20 protein-coding genes are annotated in these 24059 nt (G+C 63.8%); 19 read left to right on the top strand and 1 reads right to left on the bottom strand.

What is annotated here, in order from left to right; all coding sequences use genetic code 11:
* Positions 1–2: 2 nt before the first annotated feature.
* From rsmH to lpxC, 15 genes are all read left to right on the top strand, one after another.
* Positions 3–944 carry a 16S rRNA (cytosine(1402)-N(4))-methyltransferase RsmH gene (gene rsmH, locus HU748_RS00285; RefSeq protein WP_186668406.1) on the top strand — a complete coding sequence of 314 codons (942 nt, stop codon included), beginning with the start codon at positions 3–5 and terminating at the stop codon, positions 942–944.
* The gene (ftsL, locus tag HU748_RS00290) at positions 941–1234 is read left to right on the top strand and encodes a cell division protein FtsL (RefSeq protein WP_054894001.1); all 294 of its coding nucleotides are present in this window, start codon (positions 941–943) and stop codon (positions 1232–1234) included. Before rsmH ends, ftsL begins: the two co-directional genes overlap by 4 nt.
* A complete protein-coding gene (locus tag HU748_RS00295; protein ID WP_186719096.1) occupies positions 1234–2964 on the top strand; it encodes a penicillin-binding protein 2 in 1731 nt (576 codons plus the stop codon). The genes ftsL and HU748_RS00295 overlap by 1 nt, the downstream gene beginning before the upstream one ends.
* Positions 2964–4451, top strand: a complete 1488-nt coding sequence (locus HU748_RS00300) for a UDP-N-acetylmuramoyl-L-alanyl-D-glutamate--2,6-diaminopimelate ligase (RefSeq protein WP_186668050.1) — start codon at positions 2964–2966, stop codon at positions 4449–4451. Before HU748_RS00295 ends, HU748_RS00300 begins: the two co-directional genes overlap by 1 nt.
* Complete coding sequence (murF, locus tag HU748_RS00305; protein ID WP_186718768.1) at positions 4444–5811, top strand: UDP-N-acetylmuramoyl-tripeptide--D-alanyl-D-alanine ligase; 1368 nt, start codon at positions 4444–4446, stop codon at positions 5809–5811. Before HU748_RS00300 ends, murF begins: the two co-directional genes overlap by 8 nt.
* Complete coding sequence (mraY, locus tag HU748_RS00310; RefSeq protein ID WP_054894005.1) at positions 5811–6893, top strand: phospho-N-acetylmuramoyl-pentapeptide-transferase; 1083 nt, start codon at positions 5811–5813, stop codon at positions 6891–6893. Before murF ends, mraY begins: the two co-directional genes overlap by 1 nt.
* Before the next feature lie 6 nt (positions 6894–6899).
* Positions 6900–8246 carry a UDP-N-acetylmuramoyl-L-alanine--D-glutamate ligase gene (gene murD, locus HU748_RS00315; RefSeq protein WP_186718769.1) on the top strand — a complete coding sequence of 449 codons (1347 nt, stop codon included), beginning with the start codon at positions 6900–6902 and terminating at the stop codon, positions 8244–8246.
* Positions 8246–9457 carry a putative lipid II flippase FtsW gene (gene ftsW / locus HU748_RS00320; RefSeq protein WP_186668402.1) on the top strand — a complete coding sequence of 404 codons (1212 nt, stop codon included), beginning with the start codon at positions 8246–8248 and terminating at the stop codon, positions 9455–9457. Before murD ends, ftsW begins: the two co-directional genes overlap by 1 nt.
* The gene (gene murG, locus HU748_RS00325) at positions 9447–10526 is read left to right on the top strand and encodes an undecaprenyldiphospho-muramoylpentapeptide beta-N-acetylglucosaminyltransferase (RefSeq protein WP_186718770.1); all 1080 of its coding nucleotides are present in this window, start codon (positions 9447–9449) and stop codon (positions 10524–10526) included. The genes ftsW and murG overlap by 11 nt, the downstream gene beginning before the upstream one ends.
* Positions 10519–11973: a UDP-N-acetylmuramate--L-alanine ligase gene (gene murC / locus HU748_RS00330; RefSeq protein WP_054894009.1), complete on the top strand. Its 1455-nt coding sequence runs from the start codon at positions 10519–10521 to the stop codon at positions 11971–11973. The genes murG and murC overlap by 8 nt, the downstream gene beginning before the upstream one ends.
* A complete protein-coding gene (locus HU748_RS00335) occupies positions 11970–12926 on the top strand; it encodes a D-alanine--D-alanine ligase (RefSeq protein WP_186668037.1) in 957 nt (318 codons plus the stop codon). The genes murC and HU748_RS00335 overlap by 4 nt, the downstream gene beginning before the upstream one ends.
* 5 nt (positions 12927–12931) lie before the next feature.
* A complete protein-coding gene (locus HU748_RS00340; protein ID WP_186668035.1) occupies positions 12932–13801 on the top strand; it encodes a cell division protein FtsQ/DivIB in 870 nt (289 codons plus the stop codon).
* A 14-nt stretch (positions 13802–13815) separates the two neighbouring features.
* Positions 13816–15072 (top strand): cell division protein FtsA, encoded by a 1257-nt coding sequence (gene ftsA, locus HU748_RS00345; protein WP_054894012.1) that lies wholly within the window; start codon positions 13816–13818, stop codon positions 15070–15072.
* 55 nt (positions 15073–15127) lie between these two features.
* Complete coding sequence (ftsZ, locus tag HU748_RS00350; protein WP_054894013.1) at positions 15128–16324, top strand: cell division protein FtsZ; 1197 nt, start codon at positions 15128–15130, stop codon at positions 16322–16324.
* A gap of 112 nt (positions 16325–16436) precedes the next feature.
* Positions 16437–17348 (top strand): UDP-3-O-acyl-N-acetylglucosamine deacetylase, encoded by a 912-nt coding sequence (gene lpxC / locus HU748_RS00355; RefSeq protein WP_186718771.1) that lies wholly within the window; start codon positions 16437–16439, stop codon positions 17346–17348.
* Between the two features lie 106 nt (positions 17349–17454).
* Here the strand turns inward: lpxC and HU748_RS00360 are convergent, their stop codons facing one another.
* The gene (locus HU748_RS00360; RefSeq protein WP_186668033.1) at positions 17455–17910 is read right to left on the bottom strand and encodes a DciA family protein; all 456 of its coding nucleotides are present in this window, start codon (positions 17908–17910) and stop codon (positions 17455–17457) included.
* Positions 17911–18259: 349 nt separating this feature from the next.
* Between HU748_RS00360 and secA the strand changes: the two genes are divergently transcribed.
* From secA to HU748_RS00380, 4 genes are all read left to right on the top strand, one after another.
* Positions 18260–20995: a preprotein translocase subunit SecA gene (secA, locus tag HU748_RS00365; RefSeq protein WP_186710312.1), complete on the top strand. Its 2736-nt coding sequence runs from the start codon at positions 18260–18262 to the stop codon at positions 20993–20995.
* Positions 20996–21158: 163 nt separating this feature from the next.
* The gene (argJ, locus tag HU748_RS00370) at positions 21159–22376 is read left to right on the top strand and encodes a bifunctional glutamate N-acetyltransferase/amino-acid acetyltransferase ArgJ (protein ID WP_186668030.1); all 1218 of its coding nucleotides are present in this window, start codon (positions 21159–21161) and stop codon (positions 22374–22376) included.
* A gap of 105 nt (positions 22377–22481) precedes the next feature.
* Entirely contained in the window at positions 22482–23114 is a 633-nt protein-coding gene (locus HU748_RS00375; protein ID WP_186668028.1) for a glutathione S-transferase family protein, read from the top strand.
* Positions 23111–24055, top strand: coding sequence for a Nudix family hydrolase (locus tag HU748_RS00380; RefSeq protein WP_186710313.1), 945 nt, complete (start codon positions 23111–23113; stop codon positions 24053–24055). Before HU748_RS00375 ends, HU748_RS00380 begins: the two co-directional genes overlap by 4 nt.
* Positions 24056–24059: the final 4 nt, after the last annotated feature.

Genomic DNA, 24059 nt, shown 5'->3' on the forward strand with positions numbered 1-24059 from the left:
CGATAGATAGCGGCTTCAACCACATCACCGTATTGCTCGACGAAGCTGTCGAGGCATTGGCCCTGCGCGCCGACGGTTGCTATCTGGACGGGACCTTTGGTCGCGGTGGGCACAGTCGTCTCATTCTCAGCAAGCTCGGGCCGCAAGGACGGCTGCTGGGCTTCGACAAAGATCCACAGGCGATTGCCACGGGGCAAGCGCTGGCGGCCGAAGACGGCCGCTTTGTCATTGTGCAGCGCAGCTTCGCCGAACTGGGTGATGAAGTGCGTGCGCGCGGGCTGGACGGCAAGGTCAGCGGTATCCTGCTCGACCTGGGTGTCTCCTCGCCGCAGCTGGACGATCCTGAGCGCGGCTTCAGTTTCCTCAACGATGGCCCGCTGGACATGCGCATGAATCCGGGCCAGGGCATCAGCGCCGCCGAGTTCATCGCCACCGCGCCCGTCGAAGAAATAGCCCGCGTGTTCAAGGAGTACGGCGAGGAGCGTTTTGCCGGTCGCATGGCGCGTGCGGTGGTCGAGCGTCGCGAGAAGCAGCCGTTCACCCGTACCGCCGACCTGGCCGAAGTGCTCAAGGTCGCCAACCCTGCTTGGGAGAAGGGCAAGAATCCGGCGACTCGCGCTTTCCAGGGGCTGCGCATTCACGTCAATAACGAGCTGGGCGATCTGGAGGCCGGCCTGGACGCCGCGCTCGAGGCGCTGGAAGTCGGCGGCCGCCTGGCGGTGATCAGCTTCCACTCGCTGGAAGACCGCATCGTCAAACTGTTCATGCGCAAGCTGGTCAAGGGCGAAGCGGATAACCTGCCACGCAACCTGCCGGTGCAGCACAAGGCCTTCGAGCCTCGTATCAAGCTGATCGGCAAGGCGCAGTTCGCCTCCGATGCAGAACTCAAGGCCAACCCGCGTGCGCGCAGCGCCGTCATGCGCGTTGCGGAGAAGCTGCGGTGAGTCGCCTGTTCGCCAAGCCATTGCCAGGCGGAAGCTTCCTGATGCTTCTGCTGTTCGTTGGCGTGCTGGTGTCGGCCATCGCTGTCTCCTACAGCGCTCACTGGAACCGCCAGTTGCTCAACACGCTCTACAACGAGCTGAGCGAGCGCGACAAGGCCCAGGCTGAGTGGGGGCGCCTGATTCTCGAGCAGAGCACCTGGACTGCCCACAGCCGTATCGAAAACCTGGCTGCCGGCCAGTTGAAGATGCGCGTACCCAACGCTGACGAAGTGCGGATGGTGACGCCATGATGAAGCTCGAGGGTGCACTCTACCCCTGGCGCTTCCGGGTCGTCGTAGGCCTGCTGGCGTTGATGGTCGGCGCGATCAGCTGGCGGATCATCGACCTGCAGGTGGTCGACCGAGACTTCCTCAAGGGGCAGGGCGATGCTCGCAGCCTGCGCCATATCCCGATTCCTGCACACCGTGGCCTGATTACCGACCGCAATGGCGAGCCTCTGGCCGTCAGTACGCCGGTCACCACGCTCTGGGCCAACCCAAAGGAGATGCAGGCGTCCAAGGACCGTTGGCCGCAACTGGCCGCTGTGCTGGGGCAGAACCCGCAGCAACTGATCGAGCGCCTCACCCAGCAGGCCAACAAGGAATTCATCTACCTGGTTCGCGGCCTCACCCCCGAGCAGGGCCAGCAGGTACTCGACCTTAAAGTACCCGGTGTCTACGGCCTCGAGGAGTTCCGCCGCTTCTATCCGGCGGGCGATGTCACGGCGCACATGGTGGGTTTCACCGACCTGGACGACCATGGTCGTGAAGGTGTCGAGCTCGCCTATGACGAGTGGCTGGCCGGGGTGCCTGGCAAACGTCAGGTGATCAAGGACCGGCGCGGCCGCCTGATCAAGGATATTCAAGTCACCAAGAACGCCAAGGCCGGTAAGACCTTGGCGTTGTCGATAGATCTGCGCCTGCAGTACCTGGCGACTCGCGAGCTGCGCAACGCCATCGCCGAACAGGACGCCAAGGCCGGCAGCCTGGTGATCATGGACGTCAAGACCGGCGAGGTCCTGGCGATGGTCAACCAGCCAACGTACAACCCCAACAACCGCCGCAGCATGTTCCCGGCAGCCATGCGTAACCGGGCGATCATCGATGTGTTCGAGCCAGGTTCCACGGTCAAGCCGATTTCCATGAGTGCGGCGCTGCAGAGCGGGCGCTGGAAACCCACCGACAAGGTCGAGGTGTATCCGGGCAGCCTGCAGATTGGTCGCTACACGATCAAGGACGTGTCCAGGAGCGAGGGCCCGATCCTCGACCTGACCGGCATCCTGATCAACTCCAGTAACGTCGGCATGAGCAAGATCGCCTTCGATATCGGCGGCGAAGCCATCTATCGGGTGATGTCGCAGGTTGGCCTGGGGCAGTACACCGGCCTTGGATTCCCGGGTGAGCGCGTGGGCAACCTGCCCAACCATCGTGAGTGGCGCAAGGCCGAGACAGCCACGCTCTCCTATGGATACGGCGTATCGGTCACCGCCCTGCAGTTGGTTCACGCCTACGCCGCGCTGGCCAACGACGGCAAGATGGTGCCGCTGTCAATTCTCAAGGTCGACAAGGCGCCGGAAGCCGTGCAAGCCATTCCGAAGGAAACCGCCAAGACCATTCAGGGCATGTTGCAGCAGGTGATCGAGGCGCCGCGCGGTGTGTTCCGCGCCCAGGTGCCGTTCTACCACGTTGCCGGCAAGTCGGGCACCGCGCGCAAGGCCACGGTCGGCTCCAAGGGATACACCGAAAACGCCTACCGTTCGCTGTTTGCCGGTTTCGGCCCGATGAGCGACCCGCGCTACGCCATCGTCGTGGTCATCGACGAGCCGGGCAAAGGCGGTTACTTCGGTGGTCTGGTCTCGGCGCCGGTGTTCAGCAAGGTCATGTCCGGCACTCTGCGGCTGATGAACGTGCCGCCGGATAACCTGCCGCCCGCGAACGTGCAGCAGGCCAGTGCAGTACCCGCCAAGGGAGGGCGTGGTTGATGACAATGCCATTGAGCAAGCTTTTCGCCCATGCCAGCCGCGATCCGTTGATTCGCGAGCTGACACTCGACAGCCGCCAGGTGCGGCCGGGTGATCTGTTCCTGGCGGTGCCGGGTGCCAAGGTCGATGGCCGCGACCACATCGCCGACGCGCTTGCCCGCGGTGCTGCCGCCATTGCCTATGAAGAGCAGGGCGCCACGGTGCTGCCGCTCACTGACGTGCCGCTGATTCCGGTCAAGGGCCTGATCGCGCAACTGTCGGCCATCGCCGGCCGTTTCTATGGCGAGCCGAGCCGCCAGCTCAACCTGGTCGGCGTGACCGGCACCAACGGCAAGACCAGCGTGACGCAATTGCTCGCCCAGGCCCTCGACCAGTTGGGCCAGCGCTGCGGTCTGATCGGCACCTTGGGCACCGGTTTCTTCGGTGACTTGCAGAGCGGCCGCCTGACCACGCCGGACCCGATTGCCGTGCAAGCTACGCTCAACGACCTCAAGAAGGGCGGTGCCAAGGCCGTGGCGATGGAAGTGTCTTCCCACGCCCTGGAGCAGGGACGCGTGGCGGCGCTGGCCTTCGATATCGCGGTGATGACCAACCTGTCGCGCGATCACCTGGACTACCACGGCAGCATGGAGGCCTACGAGGCCGCCAAGGCCAAGCTGTTCGCATGGCCGAGCCTGCGCTGCCAGGTGGTCAACCTGGACGATGCCTTTGGTCGTCGTCTGGCCGAAGACTTTGCCCGCCGCCCGAGTGCCGATCATATCGAGACCCGGATGCTCAGCTATAGCCTGGAAAACCCGGACGCCTCGCTGTTCTGCCGCGAAGCCCACTTCGACGATGATGGCGTGCGCGCCATCATCGTCACCGCTCAAGGCGAACGCACACTGCGCAGCCAACTGCTCGGGCGCTTCAACCTGAGCAACATGCTGGCCGCCGTAGCCACGTTGCTGGCGCTGGATTACTCGCTGGACGAAATACTGAAAGTCACCCCGCAACTGCAGGGGCCTGTCGGTCGCATGCAGCGCCTGGGTGGTGGTGCCAAGCCGCTGGTGGTGGTCGACTACGCCCACACCCCCGACGCACTGGAGAAGGTGCTCGAAGCCCTGCGCCCGCACGCCCACGGCAAACTGCTGTGCCTGTTCGGCTGCGGCGGGGATCGCGATCGCGGCAAACGTCCGCTGATGGCCGAAGTGGCCGAGCGTCTGGCCGACCGCGTACTGGTCACCGACGACAACCCACGTACCGAGGATCCGCTGCGGATCTTCGATGACATTCGCCCAGGTTTCGCCAAGGCTGCCGACGCCGAGTTCGTCGCCGGTCGCGGCCAGGCCATCGCACACCTGATCGCCACCGCTGCCGCCGACGATGTGATCGTGCTGGCCGGCAAGGGGCACGAGGATTACCAGGAGATCAATGGCGAGCGCCTTGATTTCTCCGATCTGGTCGAAGCCGAGAAGGCACTTTCAGCCTGGGGGGCTCCACATGATTAAGCCCATGACACTCAGCCAGCTGACTACAGCACTGAGTGCTCGTCTGGTCGGTGCCGACGCCACCTTCAACGGTGTCAGCATCGACAGCCGCAGCGTGGCTGCGGGGCAACTGTTCATTGCACTGACCGGCCCGCGTTTCGATGGTCACGACTACCTTGCCGACGTGAAGGCCAGGGGGGCCGTGGCCGCGTTGGTCGAGCGCGAAATCGCCGATGTCGACCTGCCGCAACTGCTGGTTGCCGATTGTCGTGTGGCGCTGGGCCAGTTGGGCGCGCTCAATCGCGCCGCCTTCGACAAGCCGGTGGTCGCCATCACAGGCTCCAGCGGCAAGACCACGGTCAAGGAGATGCTGGCTTCCATCCTGCGTACTCGCGGTCTTGTGCATGCCACCCGTGGCAACCTGAACAACGACCTCGGCGCGCCACTGACGTTGCTGGAGATCGCGCCCGAACACAGCGCTGCGGTGATCGAGCTGGGCGCTTCGCGCATCGGCGAGATTCGCTACACCGTTGGTCTCACCCAGCCGCAAGTCGTCATCCTCAACAACGCTGGCACCGCCCACGTGGGTGAGTTCGGCGGCCCGGAGAAGATCGTCGAGGCCAAGGGCGAGATTCTCGAGGGCTTGGGCGAGGGCGGTATCGCCGTGCTCAATCTCGACGACAAGGCCTTTGACATCTGGCGCAAGCGCGCCGGTGCGCACCAGGTGCTGAGCTTCGCCCTGACCAACGAGAAGGCCGACTTCCATGCCAGCGACATCGGTCGCGACGCGCGCGGCTGCCCTTCGTTCACCCTGCACGGTCCGAGCGGCAGTGCGCCGGTACAGTTGAACCTGCTCGGTACGCATAACGTCAGCAACGCCCTGGCCGCCACTGCTGCCGCACATGCCGTGGGCGTGAGCCTGCCGGGTATCGTTGCCGGCCTGGCCGCAGTGCAGCCGGTCAAGGGCCGTTCCGTGGCGCAGATCGCGCCCAGCGGTGCGCGGGTGATCGACGACACCTACAACGCAAATCCCACCTCGATGTGTGCCGCCATTGATATACTCGCCGGCTTTTCCGGACGCACCGTCCTGGTGCTCGGGGATATCGGCGAACTGGGGCAATGGGCCGAGGAAGGCCACCGTCAGGTGGGCGACCATGCGCGCGGCAAGGTCGATGCCTTGTACGCGACGGGCACCAACATGGTTCATGCGGTCCAGGCGTTCGGCGCCAATGGCCGCCATTTCGCTACTCAAGCTGAGCTGATCGACGCCGTTCGTGCCGAGAGCGTCAGCGATACCACTATCTTGATCAAGGGCTCGCGCAGCGCTGCGATGGAAAACGTCGTGGCTGCTCTGTGTGGTGCCAGCGGGGAGAAACATTAATGCTGCTGCTGTTGGCTGAGTATCTGCAACAGTTCTACAAGGGCTTCGCGGTCTTCCAGTACCTGTCCCTGCGCGGGATCCTGGGTGTGTTGACGGCGTTGTCCCTGGCACTGTGGCTGGGGCCCTGGATGATTCGTACCCTGCAGATTCGCCAGATCGGTCAGGCCGTGCGTAACGACGGCCCGCAATCGCACCTGTCCAAGTCCGGCACCCCGACCATGGGCGGTGCGCTGATCCTGTCCGCTATCGCCATCAGCACCTTGCTGTGGGCCGACCTGACCAATCGCTATGTCTGGGTGGTGCTGATCGTCACCCTGCTGTTCGGCGCCATCGGCTGGGTCGACGACTACCGCAAGGTGATCGAGAAGAACTCCCGCGGCCTGCCGAGCCGCTGGAAGTATTTCTGGCAGTCGGTATTTGGCCTCGGGGCTGCGGTCTTCCTCTACATGACTGCACCGACCAGCGTCGAAACCACGCTGATCGTGCCGTTCCTCAAGGACTTCACCATCCCACTGGGCGTCGGCTTCGTCGTGCTGACCTACTTCGTCATCGTCGGCTCGAGCAACGCGGTCAACCTGACCGACGGCCTCGACGGCCTGGCGATCATGCCGACGGTGATGGTGGGCGGTGCGCTCGGTATTTTCTGCTATCTGTCGGGCAACGTGAAGTTCGCCGAATACCTGCTGATCCCTTATGTACCGGGCTCGGGCGAGCTGATCGTGTTCTGCGGTGCGCTGATCGGCGCAGGCCTGGGCTTCCTCTGGTTCAACACCTACCCGGCGCAAGTCTTCATGGGTGACGTCGGTGCCCTGGCACTGGGCGCCGCGCTGGGCACCATCGCCGTGATCGTCCGCCAGGAAATCGTGCTGTTCATCATGGGCGGCATCTTCGTGGTGGAAACCCTTTCGGTGGTGATCCAGGTGGCCTCGTTCAAGTTGACCGGCAAGCGCGTGTTTCGCATGGCGCCGATTCACCACCATTTCGAACTCAAGGGTTGGCCCGAGCCGCGGGTGATCGTCCGATTCTGGATCATCACCGTGATTCTGGTGCTGATCGGCCTTGCCACCCTGAAACTGAGGTAAACGAGCGTGTCACTGATCGCTTCCGACCAATTCCGCATCGTTGTCGGCCTCGGCAAGAGCGGCATGTCCCTGGTTCGCTTCCTGGCGAACCGGGGCATCGCCTTTGCGGTCGCCGATACCCGCGAGCAACCGCCGGAACTGGAGACCCTGCGCCGTGAATACCCGCAGGTGGAAGTGCGCTGTGGTGAACTGGATGTGGACTTCCTGTGCCGCGCCAACGAGCTTTACGTCAGCCCCGGCCTGGCACTGGCTACCCCGGCGTTGCAGCAGGCCGCCGCACGAGGCGTGAAGCTCTCCGGTGACATCGAACTGTTCGCCCGCCATGCCAAGGCGCCGATCATCGCGATCAGCGGCTCCAACGCCAAGAGCACCGTGACCACCCTGGTCGGCGAGATGGCTGCCAAGGCCGGCAAGCGCGTCGCTGTCGGTGGCAACCTCGGTACGCCGGCGCTGGACCTGCTCGACGATGCAGTCGAGTTGTATGTGATGGAGCTGTCGAGCTTCCAGCTGGAGACCACCGACCAGCTCAACGCCGAAGTGGCGACCGTACTGAATATCAGCGAAGACCACATGGATCGCTACAGTGGCCTGCCGGCCTATCACCTGGCCAAGCACCGCATCTTCCGGGGTGCGCGCCAAGTGGTGGTGAACCGTCAGGATGCCCTGAGCCGGCCGCTGCCGGTCGAGGGCATTCCATGCTGGACCTTCGGCCTCAACACCCCCGACTTCAAGGCCTTCGGCCTGCGTGATGTTGCGGGCGAGAAACACCTGGCATTCGAGTTCCGCACCCTGATGCCCGTGCGCGATCTGAAGATCCGCGGTGCGCACAACCAGAGCAATGCCCTGGCCGCCCTGGCCCTGGGCCATGCCGCCGGTCTGCCGTTCGAGCCGATGCTCGAAGCCCTGCGCGAGTTCAAGGGCCTTGTCCATCGCTGCCAGTGGATCCGCGAGCGTAATGGCGTGAACTGGTACGACGATTCCAAGGCCACCAACGTCGGTGCGGCACTGGCCGCCATCGAGGGCCTGGGCGCCGATATCGATGGCAAGCTGGTCCTGATCGCTGGCGGTGACGGCAAGGGGGCGGACTTCTCTGCTCTGCGCGAGCCGGTGGGCAAGCATTGCCGCGCCGTGGTGTTGCTGGGGCGTGACGCCGAGCGCCTGGCCGAGACCTTCGGCGACAGCGTGCCGCTGGTGCGGGTCAAGACCCTGGACGAAGCCGTGCAGCGCTGCGCCGAGCTCGCCCAGCCAGGTGACGCGGTGCTGCTGTCGCCGGCCTGCGCCAGCCTCGACATGTTCAAGAATTTTGAAGAGCGCGGGCGGCTGTTCGCCCAGGCGGCGGAGGGGCTGGCATGATCTTCGGTATCCTCAAGCCCTATCCCTCGCCGCTGATCAGCGGTCGTGGCATCGACCTGGACTTCCCGCTGCTGGCGGGCTGCCTGGCCCTGCTTGGCCTGGGCCTGGTGATGATCACCTCGGCCTCCTCGGAAGTCGCCGCGGTGCAGTCGGGCAACCCGCTTTACCACATGATCCGCCACCTGGTGTACGTCGCCCTGGGGCTGGGTGCCTGCGGCCTGACCATGATGGTGCCGATCGCCACCTGGCAGCGCATGGGCTTCCTCATGCTGATCGGCGCCTTCGGCCTGCTGGTGCTGGTGCTGGTACCAGGCATCGGCCGGGAGGTGAACGGTTCGATGCGCTGGATTGGCTTCAGCTTCTTCAACGTCCAGCCGTCGGAAATCGCCAAGGTCTTCGTGGTCATCTACCTCGCAGGTTACCTGGTGCGTCGTCAGACCGAGGTGCGCGAGAGCTGGATGGGCTTCTTCAAGCCGTTCATCGTTTTGCTGCCCATGGCCGGCCTGCTGCTGATGGAGCCTGACTTCGGCGCCACCGTGGTGATGATGGGCGCTGCGGCGGCCATGCTGTTCCTCGGTGGGGTGGGGCTGTTCCGCTTCTCGCTGATGGTGGTGCTGGCGGTGGTCGCGGTGTTCATTCTGGTTCAGGCGCAACCCTACCGGATGGCGCGCTTGATCACCTTCACCGACCCCTGGTCCGACCAGTTCGGTTCGGGCTACCAGCTGACCCAGGCACTGATTGCCTTCGGTCGTGGCGAGTGGCTGGGCGTCGGCCTGGGCAACAGCGTACAGAAACAGTTCTATCTGCCCGAGGCGCACACCGACTTCGTGTTCTCGGTGCTGGCCGAAGAGCTTGGCGTGGTTGGCTCGCTGTGCACCGTGGCACTGTTCGTGTTCGTCACCATCCGTGCCTTGTACATCGGCCTGTGGGCCGAGAAGGCCAAGCAGTTCTTCGCCGCCTACATGGCCTTCGGCCTGGCCTTCCTGTGGATCGGCCAGTTCCTGATCAACATTGGTGTGAACGTGGGCCTGCTGCCGACCAAGGGGCTGACGCTGCCATTCCTCAGCTACGGGGGCAGCTCGCTGGTGATCTGCTGCGCCTGTGTGGGGCTGTTGCTGCGTATCGAGTGGGAGAGTCGAACGCACCTGGGCAGCGAGGAACACGAGTTCAAAGAGAGCGATTTTGCCGAGGAGACCAGTCATGGCCGCTGATGGCAAGAACGTACTGATCATGGCCGGTGGCACCGGGGGGCATGTGTTCCCGGCCCTGGCCTGCGCCCGCGAATTCCAGGCGCGCGGCTACAGCGTGCATTGGCTGGGTACGCCACGGGGTATCGAGAACGAACTGGTGCCCCAGGCCGGCTTGCCGCTGCACCTGATCCAGGTCAGCGGGCTGCGTGGCAAGGGCAAGCTGTCGCTGCTCAAGGCGCCGTTCACCCTGGTCAAGGCCGTGCTGCAGGCGCGGCGCATCATTCGTGAGCTCAAGCCGGTGTGCGTGCTGGGCTTTGGCGGCTATGTCACAGGCCCTGGCGGTGTTGCCGCGCGGCTGTGCGGTGTGCCGCTGGTGATTCACGAACAGAATGCCCGCGCGGGTACCGCCAATCGGCTGCTGGTGCCACTGGCCGCACGAGTCTGCGAAGCTTTCCCCGACACCTTCGCTGCCAGCGAAAAACGTCGGACTACCGGTAACCCGGTGCGCCCGGAACTGTTCCTGGAAGCGCCCCGTGCGGCACTTGCCGAGCGTCGTGCGCGCCTTCTGGTGCTCGGCGGCAGCCTCGGTGCGGAACCATTGAACAAATTGCTGCCTAAGGCCCTGTCCGAAGTGACTGCAGACCTGCGTCCAGAGGTGTTCCACCAGGCTGGCAAGCAACATGCGTCGATCACCGCCGAGCGTTATCGCGAGGCCGGGATCGAGGCTCAGGTAGAGCCTTTCATCAAAGACATGGCCCACGCTTATGGCTGGGCCGACATGGTGGTGTGCCGGGCCGGCGCCCTGACCGTCAGCGAACTCGCGGCGGCGGGCCTGCCCTCGATGCTGGTGCCCTTGCCCCACGCGATCGACGATCACCAGACCCACAACGCGCAATATCTGGCTCGCGAAGGTGCTGCCTTCCTGATGCCACAAGCGACAACTGGCGCAGCGCAGCTCGCTGAACGCCTGAACGAGGTGCTGATGCAACCCGAGAAACTCAACACCATGGCCGGCACTGCACGTCGCCTGGCCAAGCCTGCTGCAACCAGCACCGTGGTCGATATCTGCCTGGAGGTGGCCCATGGTTGAAAGCCAGAAAGCCATGCCGCAGCCCAAGATGGGCCGCATTCGTCGCATTCACTTCGTCGGTATCGGCGGCGTGGGCATGTGCGGTATCGCCGAAGTGCTGCTGAACCTGGGCTACGAAGTGTCCGGTTCCGACCTCAAGGCCTCGCCGGTCACCCAGCGCCTGGAGTCGTTCGGCGCCGAAATTTTCGTGGGTCACCGTGCCGAGAACGCTGCCACCGCCGATGTACTGGTGGTTTCCAGCGCAATCAATCCGGCCAACCCTGAAGTTGCCACCGCGCTCGAGCGCCGTATCCCGGTGGTGCCGCGTGCCGAAATGCTGGCCGAGCTGATGCGCTACCGCCACGGCATCGCCGTCGCCGGTACCCACGGCAAGACCACCACCACCAGCCTGCTGGCCTCGGTGTTCGCTGCCGGCGGCCTGGATCCGACCTTCGTCATCGGTGGCCGTCTGACCGCCGCTGGCACCAACGCCCAGCTCGGTACCAGCCGCTACCTGATCGCCGAAGCCGATGAAAGCGATGCCAGCTTCCTGCACCTGCAGCCGATGGTCGCCGTCGTCACCAATATCGACGCCGACCACATGGCAACCTACGAAGGTGACTTCAACAAGCTGAAGAAGACCTTCGTCGAGTTCCTGCATAACCTGCCGTTCTACGGGCTGGCCGTGATGTGCCTGGACGATCCGGTCGTGCGCGAGATCCTGCCTCAGGTCAAGCGCCCCACCGTCACCTATGGCTTCAGCGAAGAGGCCGACATCCGCGCCATCAATGTGCGCCAGCAGGGCATGCAGACGCATTTCACCGTGCTGCGTCGCGACTGCGAGCCGCTGGAAGTGTCGGTGAACATGCCGGGCAACCACAACGTGCTCAACGCCCTGGCCACCATCGCCATCGCCACCGACGAGGGCATCAGTGACGATGCCATCATCCAGGGGCTGTCGGGCTTCCAGGGTGTGGGGCGACGCTTCCAGGTGTATGGCGAGCTGCCAGTCGAAGGCGGCAGCGTGATGCTGGTCGACGACTATGGCCATCACCCCACCGAAGTGGCGGCGGTGATCAAGGCCGTGCGCGGTGGTTGGCCGAGCCGGCGCCTGGTCATCGTCTACCAGCCGCACCGCTACAGCCGCACCCGCGATCTTTACGACGACTTCGTGCAGGTGCTGGGTGATGCCAACGTGCTGCTGCTGATGGAAGTCTATCCGGCCGGAGAGGAGCCGATCCCCGGCGCCGACAGCCGCCAGCTGTGCCACAGCATCCGCCAGCGCGGCAAGCTGGACCCGATCTACATCGAACGTGGCGCTGAGCTTGCGCCACTGGTTAAGCCGCTGCTGCGCGCCGGTGACATCCTGATCTGCCAGGGTGCCGGCGATGTGGGTGGCCTGGCCCCGCAACTGATGAAAAGCCCGCTGTTCGCTGGCGCTGTCGCCAAGCAGGAGAAACCGCTGTGAGTACCGCCTACGACAAACTGCACTCCACGCTCGACGTCAAGGCCTTCGGCCGCGTCGCCGTGCTCTATGGCGGCAAGAGCGCCGAGCGCGAGGTTTCGCTCAAGTCGGGTGCGGCGGTGATCGAGGCGCTGACCTCGGCCGGTGTGGATGTGGTTGCCATCGATGTGGGCGACGATCTGCTCGCGCGCCTGCAAAGCGAGAAGATCGACCGTGCCTTCATCATTCTTCACGGCCGCGGTGGTGAAGACGGCAGCATGCAAGGCTTGCTCGAGTGCCTGGGCATTCCCTACACCGGCAGCGGCATCCTTGCCTCGGCACTGGCCATGGACAAGCTGCGCACCAAGCAGGTGTGGCAGAGCCTGGGTATCCCGACCCCGCGTCACGCCGTGCTGGCCAGCGAAAGCGACTGTGTCGAGGCTGGCAAGGAACTGGGCTTCCCGCTGATCGTCAAACCGGCCCATGAAGGTTCCAGCATCGGCATGGCCAAGGTGAACAGTGTCGAAGAGCTTGTTGCCGCCTGGCAGGACGCCGCCCGCTACGACTCGCAGGTGCTGGTCGAGCAGTGGATCCATGGCCCGGAGTTCACCATTGCGGTGCTGCGCGGGCAGGTGCTGCCACCGATCGCACTGGGTACGCCGCACGTGTTCTACGACTACGACGCCAAGTACATCGCCAACGACACCCAGTACCGCATTCCCTGCGGCCTGGACGCCGGCAAGGAACAGGAACTGATGGACCTGACTGCACGCGCCTGCGATGCCATCGGCATCGAGGGCTGGGGCCGTCTGGATGTAATGCAGGACGAGCAGGGCCGGTTCTGGCTGCTCGAAGTCAACACCGCACCTGGCATGACTGATCATAGCCTGGTGCCCATGGCGGCCCGCGCGGCCGGTCTGGACTTCCAGCAACTGGTGCTGGCGATCCTGGCCGAAAGCGTAGCGACGCGAGGTTAAGAGCCATGCAAGGCGCGATGATACGTCAGCAGCAACCCGTTACCGGCCGTAGCAAGCCGGTGCCACGTGGTGCCAGCCGACTGGTGGCCGACGAGCCCGTATCGGCGCGCCTGCCACGACCCAGTTTCGGTGGGTTGAAACGCCTGCTGTGGCCGGTGCTGCTGGTCGCTGCCGGCTTCGGTGCCTATGAAGGCGCGATCCGCTTGATGCCTTACGCCGACCGGCCGATCACCAAGATCGCCGTGCAGGGTGATCTGAGCTACATCAGCCAGCAGGCGGTGCAGCAGCGTATCGCGCCTTATGTCGCCGCGAGCTTCTTCAGTGTCGACCTGCCGGCGATGCGTGCGGAGCTCGAGCAGATGCCATGGATCGCCCACGCCGAAGTGCGTCGGGTATGGCCGGACGAGGTGGTGATCCGCCTCGAGGAACAACTGCCGGTCGCGCGCTGGGGCGATGAGGCCTTGCTCAACAACCAGGGCCAGGCGTTCACCCCGCGCGAGCTGGCCAACTATGAGCATTTGCCGCAGCTGTTCGGGCCGCAGCGCGCTCAGCAACAAGTCATGCAGCAGTATCAGGTATTGAGCCAGATGCTGCGCCCCATGGGCTTCTCCATCGCTCGCCTGGAGCTGCGCGAGCGAGGCAGCTGGTTCCTGACCACTGGCGCGGGTAGCGCCGGTCCTGGCGTCGAGCTGCTGTTGGGGCGCGATCATCTGGTGGAGAAGATGCGCCGGTTCATTGCCATTTACGACAAGACACTCAAAGAGCAGATCACCAACATCGCCCGCATCGATCTGCGATACGCCAACGGATTAGCGGTTGGCTGGCGGGAACCGAATGCACCGACGACGGCCCAACCCGCCGTTGCGAAGAATTAGAGAGAGGCAGGACCATGGCAAACGCGCATAGCGGCAAAATGATCGTCGGGCTGGACATTGGCACCTCCAAGGTGGTGGCGCTGGTGGGCGAAGTGGCGGCGGACGGCACCCTGGAGATCGTCGGGATCGGGACGCATCCCTCCCGCGGCCTGAAGAAAGGCGTGGTGGTGAATATCGAGTCGACCGTGCAGTCGATCCAGCGCGCGGTGGAAGAAGCGCAGCTGATGGCCGGCTGCCGTATCCACTCGGCGTTCGTCGGTGTTGCCGGCAACCACATTCGCAGCCTGAACTCCCATGGCATCGTCGCCATCCGCGACCGTGAGGTCAGCGTCGCCGACCTCGAGCGCGTGCTCGACGCCGCCCAGGCCGTGGCCATCCCGGCCGACCAGCGCGTGCTGCACACCCTGCCGCAGGACTACGTGATCGACAATCAGGAAGGTGTGCGTGAGCCACTGGGCATGTCTGGCGTGCGTCTGGAGGCGAAAGTCCATGTGGTCACCTGCGCGGTCAACGCCGCCCAGAACATCGAGAAGTGCGTGCGCCGCTGCGGCCTCGAGATTGACGACATCATTCTCGAACAACTGGCCTCGGCTTACTCGGTGTTGACCGATGACGAGAAAGAACTGGGCGTGTGCCTGGTGGATATCGGCGGCGGCACCACCGACATCGCCATCTTCACCGAAGGCGCGATCCGCCACACCGCGGTGATCCCGATTGCTGGCGACCAGGTCACCAACGACATCGCCATGGCCCTGCGCACGCCCACGCAGTACGCCGAGGAAATCAAGATCCGCTACGCCTGCGCCCTGGCCAAGCTGGCCGGTGCCGGCGAGACCATCAAGGTGCCGAGTGTCGGCGATCGTCCGCCGCGCGAACTGTCGCGCCAGGCCCTGGCAGAAGTGGTCGAGCCGCGTTACGACGAACTCTTCACCCTGATCCAGGCCGAGTTGCGTCGCAGCGGCTACGAGGACCTGGTGCCGGCCGGCATCGTCCTTACCGGCGGTACTTCGAAGATGGAAGGCGCGGTGGAACTGGCCGAAGAAATCTTCCACATGCCGGTACGCCTCGGCGTGCCGCACAGCGTTCGGGGGCTGAGCGACGTGGTGCGCAACCCGATCTATTCAACCGGCGTGGGACTGCTCACCTACGGCCTGCAAAAGCAGACCGAGGACCTGCCCCTGACCGGCAACAGCAGCAGCAACAGCTATGGCGATGAACCTAAGGCCCCGGTGCTTGAGCGCTTCAAGCGCTGGGTCCAAGGCAACTTCTAAGTTTCAAAGCAGTAGTGGTAGGCGCAAAAACTAGAGAACTGTAAGGAGAGGGAAAATGTTCGAGCTCGTAGACAACGTCCCGCAAAGCCCGGTCATCAAAGTGATCGGTGTCGGTGGTGGTGGTGGCAACGCCGTCAACCACATGGTCAAAAGCAGCATCGAAGGTGTGGAATTCATCTGCGCCAACACCGATGCCCAGGCGCTGAAGAACATTGGCGCACGCACCATCCTGCAACTGGGGACCGGTGTGACCAAGGGCCTGGGTGCCGGTGCCAATCCGGAAGTCGGTCGTCAGGCCGCGCTGGAAGACCGTGAGCGCATCGCCGAAGTGCTGCAAGGCACCAACATGGTGTTCATCACCACCGGCATGGGCGGCGGTACCGGTACCGGTGCTGCGCCGATCATCGCCGAAGTGGCCAAGGAAATGGGCATCCTCACCGTTGCGGTGGTGACCCGTCCGTTCCCGTTCGAGGGTCGCAAGCGCATGCAGATCGCCGACGAAGGCATCCGCATGCTGGCTGAAAGCGTCGACTCGCTGATCACCATCCCCAACGAGAAGCTGCTGACCATCCTGGGCAAGGATGCAAGCCTGCTGTCTGCCTTCGCCAAGGCCGACGACGTGCTGGCTGGCGCCGTGCGCGGTATCTCCGACATCATCAAGCGTCCGGGCATGATCAACGTCGACTTCGCCGACGTACGCACCGTGATGGGCGAGATGGGCATGGCGATGATGGGCACTGGCTGCGCCAGCGGTCCGAACCGCGCTCGCGAAGCCACCGAAGCGGCGATTCGCAACCCGCTGCTCGAAGACGTCAACCTGCAGGGTGCCCGCGGTATTCTGGTAAACATCACCGCAGGTCCTGACCTGTCGCTGGGTGAGTACTCCGATGTGGGTAGCATCATCGAGGCCTTCGCCTCCGACCACGCAATGGTCAAGGTCGGCACCGTGATCGATCCTGACATGCGCGACGAGCTGCACGTCACCGTGGTTGCCACTGGCCTGGGTGCGCGCATCGAGAAGCCGGTCAAGGTCGTCGACAATACCCTGCAGACCGCACAGCAGGTGTACGAGTCCTCCAATCCGGCCCCGGTTCGCCAGGAGCAGTCGGCAGTGAACTACCGTGACCTGGAGCGTCCGACCGTGATGCGCAACCAGGCGCATGCAGGCGCTGCGGCCGCGGCTAAACTCAACCCACAGGACGATCTGGACTACCTTGACATCCCGGCCTTCCTGCGTCGCCAGGCCGATTGATGGAATTTATCAGGGGTATAAGGGTGATTGGTGTTCAGCAAAGGCCGGGTCTGCTATCATTCTCAGCCTTTGTTGATACCAATTCGCAATTAGCGCTAAAGCGGCCAATGCCATGATTAGACAACGCACCCTGAAGAATACCATTCGTGCCACAGGTGTCGGCCTGCATTCCGGAGAGAAGGTCTACCTGACTCTCAAGCCAGCACCCTTGGATACCGGCATCGTTTTCCGCCGCGCCGACCTCGACCCTGTGGTCGAAATCCCGGCGCGTGCGGCCAACGTCGGCGAGACAACCATGTCGACGACGCTGGTCAACGGTGACGTCAAGGTCGATACGGTAGAGCACCTGCTCTCCGCCATGGCGGGCCTGGGCATCGATAACGCCTACGTCGAGCTCTCCGCCTCGGAAGTGCCGATCATGGATGGCAGCGCCGGACCCTTTGTATTCCTGATTCAGTCCGCCGGCCTGGAAGAACAGGACGCCGCGAAAAAGTTCATCCGCATCCTGCGCGAAGTGAGCGTGGAGGAGGGCGACAAGCGCGCCACCTTCCTGCCTTTCGACGGGTTCAAGGTGAGCTTCGAGATCGACTTCGATCATCCGGTCCTCAAGGGCCAGACCCAGAGTGCAGTGGTTGATTTCTCCAGCACGTCGTTCGTGAAGGAAGTCAGCCGAGCACGCACCTTCGGTTTCATGCGTGACATCGAGTACCTGCGCAAGCACAACCTTGCGTTGGGCGGCAGTGTCGAGAACGCCATCGTGGTCGACGAGACCGGTGTGCTCAACGAAGACGGACTTCGCTCCGATGACGAATTCGTCAAGCACAAGATCCTCGACGCCATCGGCGACCTCTATCTGCTGGGCAACAGCCTGATCGGCGAGTTCAAGGGCTACAAGTCCGGACACGCGCTGAACAACCAGTTGCTGCGCAAGCTGATCGCGGAAACGGACGCCTGGGAAGTGGTCACTTTCGAAGATGCCAGTACGGCACCGATCTCCTACATGCGCCCTGTTGCGGCCGTGTAAGTTCGAACACTCTCTAGTTCATTGAGGCCACCTTCGGGTGGCCTTTTTTATTGGCGCGCCCATGGCAGAGCAGTGTTTGGCACTTTCGGAAATAGCGCCGGGAACTTCAGGTCTTGTCGTGGGCGTGTGCAGCAAGCCGCTCCAGCGCGGCCCGCAGTTTTTCGTCACCAATGCCTTGCGCTGTCTCGCGCAGGCTTTGTGCCGCCTGTTGCGACAACTCGGTGGTCTGTGTCGGGCGGGCGGGGGCGCCGACGGGTGGTTGCACCTGGAATCTGATGCGCTGCAGGTTGGCGAAGGCGTCCATGGCGCGCAGCGTGGTCAGCAGGCGCTTCTGCTGGTAGCGCAGACGGGTGGCCCAATGGCCGTCGGTCACCACCAGGAGCAAACAGCCATCGCGCCAGGAGGCCACATGACAGTGTGCCCGGGCAGCGGGCTGCAACTGGCTTTCCAGCAAACGCTGCAGATGCTCGAGGCGCTCGGCCTGGTTGAGCAGCAGGCGCAGCGGCCTGGCCTGGCGCAGCAAGGCGGCGGGTGGCTGGGCGGAAGGGGGTTTGTAGGCCATCTGAGTACGCATGAGGTTACAAGATTGGCAGTCTAACAGATGCCACCAGGGCCGTTGCCTGTGCCGGACGCTTTGCCGGCAGCCCGCTGCTGAGGACGGTGCAGCGCGTGTGCGCGCAGGCCTGCGCGCGAGGCGGCCCAACACGTTTCATGTCTGGCTGCCTTGAACTTGGTGAAAATGTCCCTATGTTAGAGAAGCCCCGTTAAAAGCGCTGTGCCAGCATCGTGGAAATCCACCACTTTCCTCACCAACGTTTCCGGGTAGAATGCTCGTTCGCATGCGGCCCAAGGGCTGCACGGGCGACTCACGGGGCCGCCCTCCATCCCTAAGTGTGGAAGATCCTGCCGATATGTTTGCGCCTTTGTTAAAAAAACTTTTTGGAAGCAAGAACGAGCGTGAAATCAAGCGCATGCTCAAGACGGTCAGCACCGTCAATGCCTTCGAAGAGAAGATGGTGGCCCTCTCCGACGAGCAACTGCGTGGCAAGACCGCAGAGTTCAAAGAGCGCCTGGCCAAAGGCGAAACCCTCGACCAGCTGTTGCCCGAAGCCTTCGCCGTGGCCCGTGAGGCCGGCAAGCGTGTCATGGGCATGCGCCACTTCGATGTCCAGCTCATAGGCGGCATGACCCTGCACGAGGGCATGATCGCAGAAATGCGTACCGGTGAAGGCAAGACCTTGGTCGGTACTCTGGCGGTATACCTGAACGCGCTGTCCGGCAAGGGCGTGCACGTGGTCACGGTCAACGACTACCTGGCTCGCCGTGACGCCAACTGGATGCGTCCGCTTTACGAATTCCTCGGCCTCAAGGTGGGCATCGTCTCGGCCTTCCAGCCGCCGGAGGAAAAGCGCGCCGCCTATGCTGCCGACATCACCTACGGCACCAACAACGAATTCGGTTTCGACTACCTGCGCGACAACATGGCGTTCAGCCAGGACGAGAAGTTCCAGCGTGAGCTGAACTTCGCCGTGATCGACGAAGTCGACTCCATCCTCATCGACGAAGCGCGTACCCCGCTGATCATCTCGGGCCAGGCCGAAGACAGCTCCAAGCTGTACATCGAGATCAATCGCCTGATCCCGCGCCTGAAGCAGCACATCGAAGAAGTCGAAGGCCAGGTGACTCAAGAGGGTCACTTCACCATCGACGAGAAGAGCCGCCAGGTCGAGCTCAACGAGGCAGGTCACCAGTTCATCGAAGAGATGCTCACCCAGTCCGGCCTGCTGGCCGAAGGCGAGAGCCTCTACTCGGCCCACAACCTGGGCCTGCTCACCCATGTCTACGCGGGCCTGCGTGCGCACAAGCTGTTCCACCGCAACGTCGAGTACATCGTCCAGGACGGTCAGATCCTGCTGATCGACGAGCATACCGGCCGCACCATGCCAGGCCGTCGCCTGTCCGAGGGCCTGCACCAGGCCATCGAGGCTAAGGAAAACCTGAACATCCAGGCCGAAAGCCAGACCCTGGCCTCGACCACCTTCCAGAACTACTTCCGTCTCTACACCAAGCTGTCCGGCATGACCGGTACCGCCGACACCGAAGCGTTCGAGTTTGCCCAGATCTACAGCCTCAACGTGATGGTCATTCCGCCGAACAAGCCGCTGGCTCGGAAAGACTTCAACGACCTGGTCTACCTCACCGCCGACGAGAAGTACGCAGCGATCATCGCCGACATCAAGGAAAGCATGGCCCAGGGCCGTCCTGTCCTGGTGGGTACCGCGACCATCGAGACCTCCGAGCACATGTCCAACCTTCTGCAGAAGGAAGGCATCGACCACAAGGTCCTGAACGCCAAGTATCACGAAAAGGAAGCCGAGATCATCGCCCAGGCCGGTGCGCCGGGCGCCCTGACCATCGCCACCAACATGGCCGGTCGTGGTACCGACATCCTGCTGGGCGGTAACTGGGAAGCCGAAGTCGCCGCACTGGAGAACCCGACCAGCGAGCAGATCGCGCAGATCAAGGCCGACTGGCAGAAGCGCCACCAGCAGGTTCTGGAAGCCGGTGGCCTGCACGTGATCGCCTCTGAGCGTCACGAGTCGCGTCGTATCGACAACCAGTTGCGCGGTCGTGCCGGCCGTCAGGGCGATGCCGGTTCGAGCCGTTTCTACCTGTCGCTGGAAGACAGCCTGATGCGTATCTTCGCCTCCGACCGGGTGAAGAACTTCATGAAGGCGCTGGGCATGCAATCCGGCGAGGCCATCGAGCACCGCATGGTCACCAACGCCATCGAAAAGGCGCAGCGCAAGGTCGAAGGTCGCAACTTCGACATCCGCAAGCAGCTGCTCGAATACGACGACGTGGCCAACGAGCAGCGCAAGGTGATCTACCACATGCGCAACAGCCTGCTGGCTGCCGAGAACATCGGCGACACCATCGCCGAGTTCCGCAAGGAAGTGCTCGACGCCACCATCAGCCAGCACATTCCGCCGCAGTCGCTGCCCGAGCAGTGGGACGTGGCCGGTCTTGAGGCTTCGCTGTCCAGCGACTTTGCCATGAAGCTGCCGATCCAGCAGTGGCTCGACGAGGACGATCACCTCTACGAGGAAACCCTGCGCGAGAAGCTGCTGAACGAGATCACCACCGCCTACACCGAGAAGGAAGACCAGGCCGGCATCGACGCCCTGCGCACCTTCGAGAAGCAGATTCTGCTGCGTGTGGTGGACGACCTGTGGAAAGACCACCTGTCGACCATGGACCACCTGCGTCACGGTATCCACCTGCGCGGCTACGCCCAGAAGAACCCGAAGCAGGAGTACAAGCGCGAGTCGTTCACCCTGTTCCAGGAGCTGCTGGAGTCGATCAAGCGCGACACCATCCGTGTGCTGTCGCACGTCCAGGTCCGCCGCGAAGACCCTGCCGAAGAAGAAGCCCGCCTGCGCCGCGAGGCCGAGGCGCTGGCCAGCCGCATGCAGTTCCAGCACGCCGCTGCCCCAGGTCTGGAAGGCGAGCAACTGAGCGAGGAGGGCGCCGATGTGGCAGTTGCCTCTGCGCCGGTTCGCAACGAACAGAAGCTGGGCCGCAACGAGCCGTGCTGGTGTGGTTCGGGCAAGAAATTCAAGCATTGCCATGGTCAGATCGAGTGATTCGATCCGTCACCTGACATCTACAGGGCCGCTTGACGGCCCATCGCGGCACAAGGCCGCTCCTGCAGGCATCGCACAGAACCTGTAGGAGCGGCCTTGTGCCGCGATGGGGCGCAAAGCGGCCCCGCTTTTCGCAAACCATTCATTTTCTAGGAGCGCTTCAATGGCTGTCGGTCTCGGTCCCCTGCCTACCCTGCACCCGGTTCCCGGTTTCGAACTCGGCATCGCTTCGGCGGGCATCAAGCGCCCTGGGCGCAAGGACGTGGTGGTGATGCGCTGCGCCGAAGGCTCCAGCGTTGCTGGCGTGTTCACCCTCAACGCCTTCTGCGCCGCTCCCGTGATCCTCTCCAAGCAGCGCGTGCAGGGGACCGTGCGCTACCTGCTGACCAACACCGGTAATGCCAACGCTGGTACCGGTGCGCCGGGCCTGGCCGCCGCCGAGCGCACCTGCGCCAAGCTGGCCGAGCTGACGGGCGTGCCTGCCGAGTCCGTGCTGCCATTCTCCACCGGCGTGATCGGCGAGCCGCTGCCGGTCGAGAAGATCGAAGGTGCGCTGCAGGCTGCGTTGGACAACCTTTCGGAAAACCACTGGGCCGAAGCCGCTACTGGCATCATGACCACCGACACCCTGCCCAAGGGGGCCAGCCGCCAGTTCCAGCACGACGGCGTCACCGTCACCGTCACCGGTATCAGCAAGGGTGCGGGCATGATCCGTCCGAACATGGCCACCATGCTCGGCTACATCGCCACCGACGCCAAGGTCGCCCCGGCTGTGCTCAAGGACCTGATGCTCGACGGCGCCAACAAGTCGTTCAATCGCATCACCATCGACGGCGACACTTCGACCAACGACTGCTGCATGCTGATCGCCACCGGCAAGGCCAACCTGCCGGAGGTGACCGAAGCGAGCGGCGCGCTGTTCGAGGCGCTGAAGAAGGCCGTGTTCGAGGTGTGCATGGAAGTGGCCCAGGCCATCGTCCGTGACGGCGAAGGCGCGACCAAGTTCGTCACCGTGCAGGTCAACGGTGGTGGTAATCACCAGGAATGCCTGGACGTCGGCTATGCCGTCGCTCATTCGCCGCTGATCAAGACTGCGCTGTTCGCCTCCGATCCCAACTGGGGCCGCATCCTGGCCGCTGTCGGCCGTGCAGGCGTGCCGGAGCTGGACGTCAGCCTGATCGATGTGTACCTGGACAGCGTGTGCATCGCCAGCAAGGGCGGTCGCAGCCCGAGCTACACCGAAGAGCAAGGCTCGGCGGTGATGGCCCAGGAAGAGATCACCATCCGTATCGAGCTGGGTCGCGGCCAGTGCAGCGAAACCATCTGGACCACCGACCTGTCCCACGAGTACGTAAAGATCAACGCTGAGTACCGTACCTGATCCACCCAAGGCCGCTCCCACACGCTCGCAGGCCTGTGGGAGCGGCCTTGTGCCGCGATGGGCTGCGCAGCAGCCCCGAATCCCAAGATTTAACGGAGCCGAACCATGAGCTATCACCTGATCATCGGCGACAAGCTGTATTCCTCCTGGTCGCTGCGCGGTGCCCTGGCCCTGGAGCTGGCAGGCGTCGGTTATGACGAGACACTGATCAAGCTCAACCAGCCCGATACTCGCAAGCGCCTCCTCGAATTCTCGGCCACCGGCAAGGTTCCGCTGCTCAAGACCGAGCACGGTGTGATCGCCGACTCCCTGGCCATCGCCGAATACCTCAACGAACAGCATCCCGAGGCGCAGCTGTGGCCGGCGGATGTCGCTGCGCGTGCCCAGGCGCGATCGGCTTGTGCGCAGATGCACAGCGGTTTCTTCGCCTTGCGTGGTGCGATGCCGTTCGATCTGTCGCGCGACCAGGCCCTGGACAGCGTGCCGCTCGAAGTGCAGGTCGATATCGATCGCATCGTCGCCTTGTGGGCGGAGTGCCGTCTGATGGCCAAGGACGGCGGCCCGTTCCTGTTCGGACGACCCACACTGGCCGATGCCTTCTTCGCCCCGGTGGCAGTGCGTTTGCGTACCTATCGTGTGCAAGTGCCTGCGGATGCCGCGGCCTACATCGAAACGATCTACAACTGGCAAGCCTTCCAGGCTTGGCAGAAGGCGGGCCTGCTGGAGCGTAAAGGGTGAAGCGGATTCATGTAGTTGCAGCGGTCATTCGCGGCGCCGACGGGCGCATCCTGATCGCACGTCGCGCCGACACCCAGCACCAGGGCGGCCTGTGGGAGTTCCCCGGCGGCAAGGTGGAAGAGGGCGAGGGCGTCGAGGCCGCGCTGGCCCGTGAGCTGCACGAGGAGTTGGGTATCGCCGTCAGCGCCTCTCGGCCGCTGATCAAGGTCAGCCATGACTACCCGGACAAGCAGGTGCTGCTGGACGTGCGTGAGGTGTCGGCCTTCAGCGGCGAGCCCCACGGCGCCGAGGGCCAGCCATTGGCGTGGGTTGCGCCGCGAGATCTGGAGCAGTATGCGTTTCCCGAGGCCAACAAACCGATCGTGGCGGCTACGCGCCTGCCGGACCAGTACCTGATCACCCCGGATGGGCTCGATACCCCCGTGTTGCTGCGGGGCATCCAGCAGGCAGTGGCCTCGGGTATCAGGCTGATCCAGTTGCGTGCGCCAGACATGTACGACCCCAAGTACCGCGATGTGGCGGTGGATGCGGTCGGCCTCTGTGCGGGCAAGGCCCTGCTGATGCTCAAGGGGCCACTGGAGTGGCTGGGTGACTTCCCGTCCGCGGGTTGGCACCTGACGGCGGCGCAATTGCGCAAGTACGCTGCCAAGGGGCGACCGTTTCCGCAGAATCGCTGGCTGGCGGCGTCCTGCCATGGCGCCGAGGAACTGGAGCTGGCACGGCAGATGGGCGTGGATTTTGTCACCCTGTCGCCAGTGCAGCCGACCCAGACCCACCCCGAGGCCACGCCGATGGGCTGGGAGGAGGCGCAGCGGTTGATCGCAGGCTTCAACCAGCCGGTGTTCCTGCTGGGCGGGGTCGGGCCGGGTGAGCGTGAGCGTGCCTGGGAGGCTGGCGCGCAAGGTGTTGCAGGGATTCGGGCGTTCTGGCCCGAAGTCTGAATAT

The organism is Pseudomonas sp. RW3S2, assembly GCF_014268955.1.
GTDB lineage: Bacteria > Pseudomonadota > Gammaproteobacteria > Pseudomonadales > Pseudomonadaceae > Aquipseudomonas > Aquipseudomonas wayambapalatensis.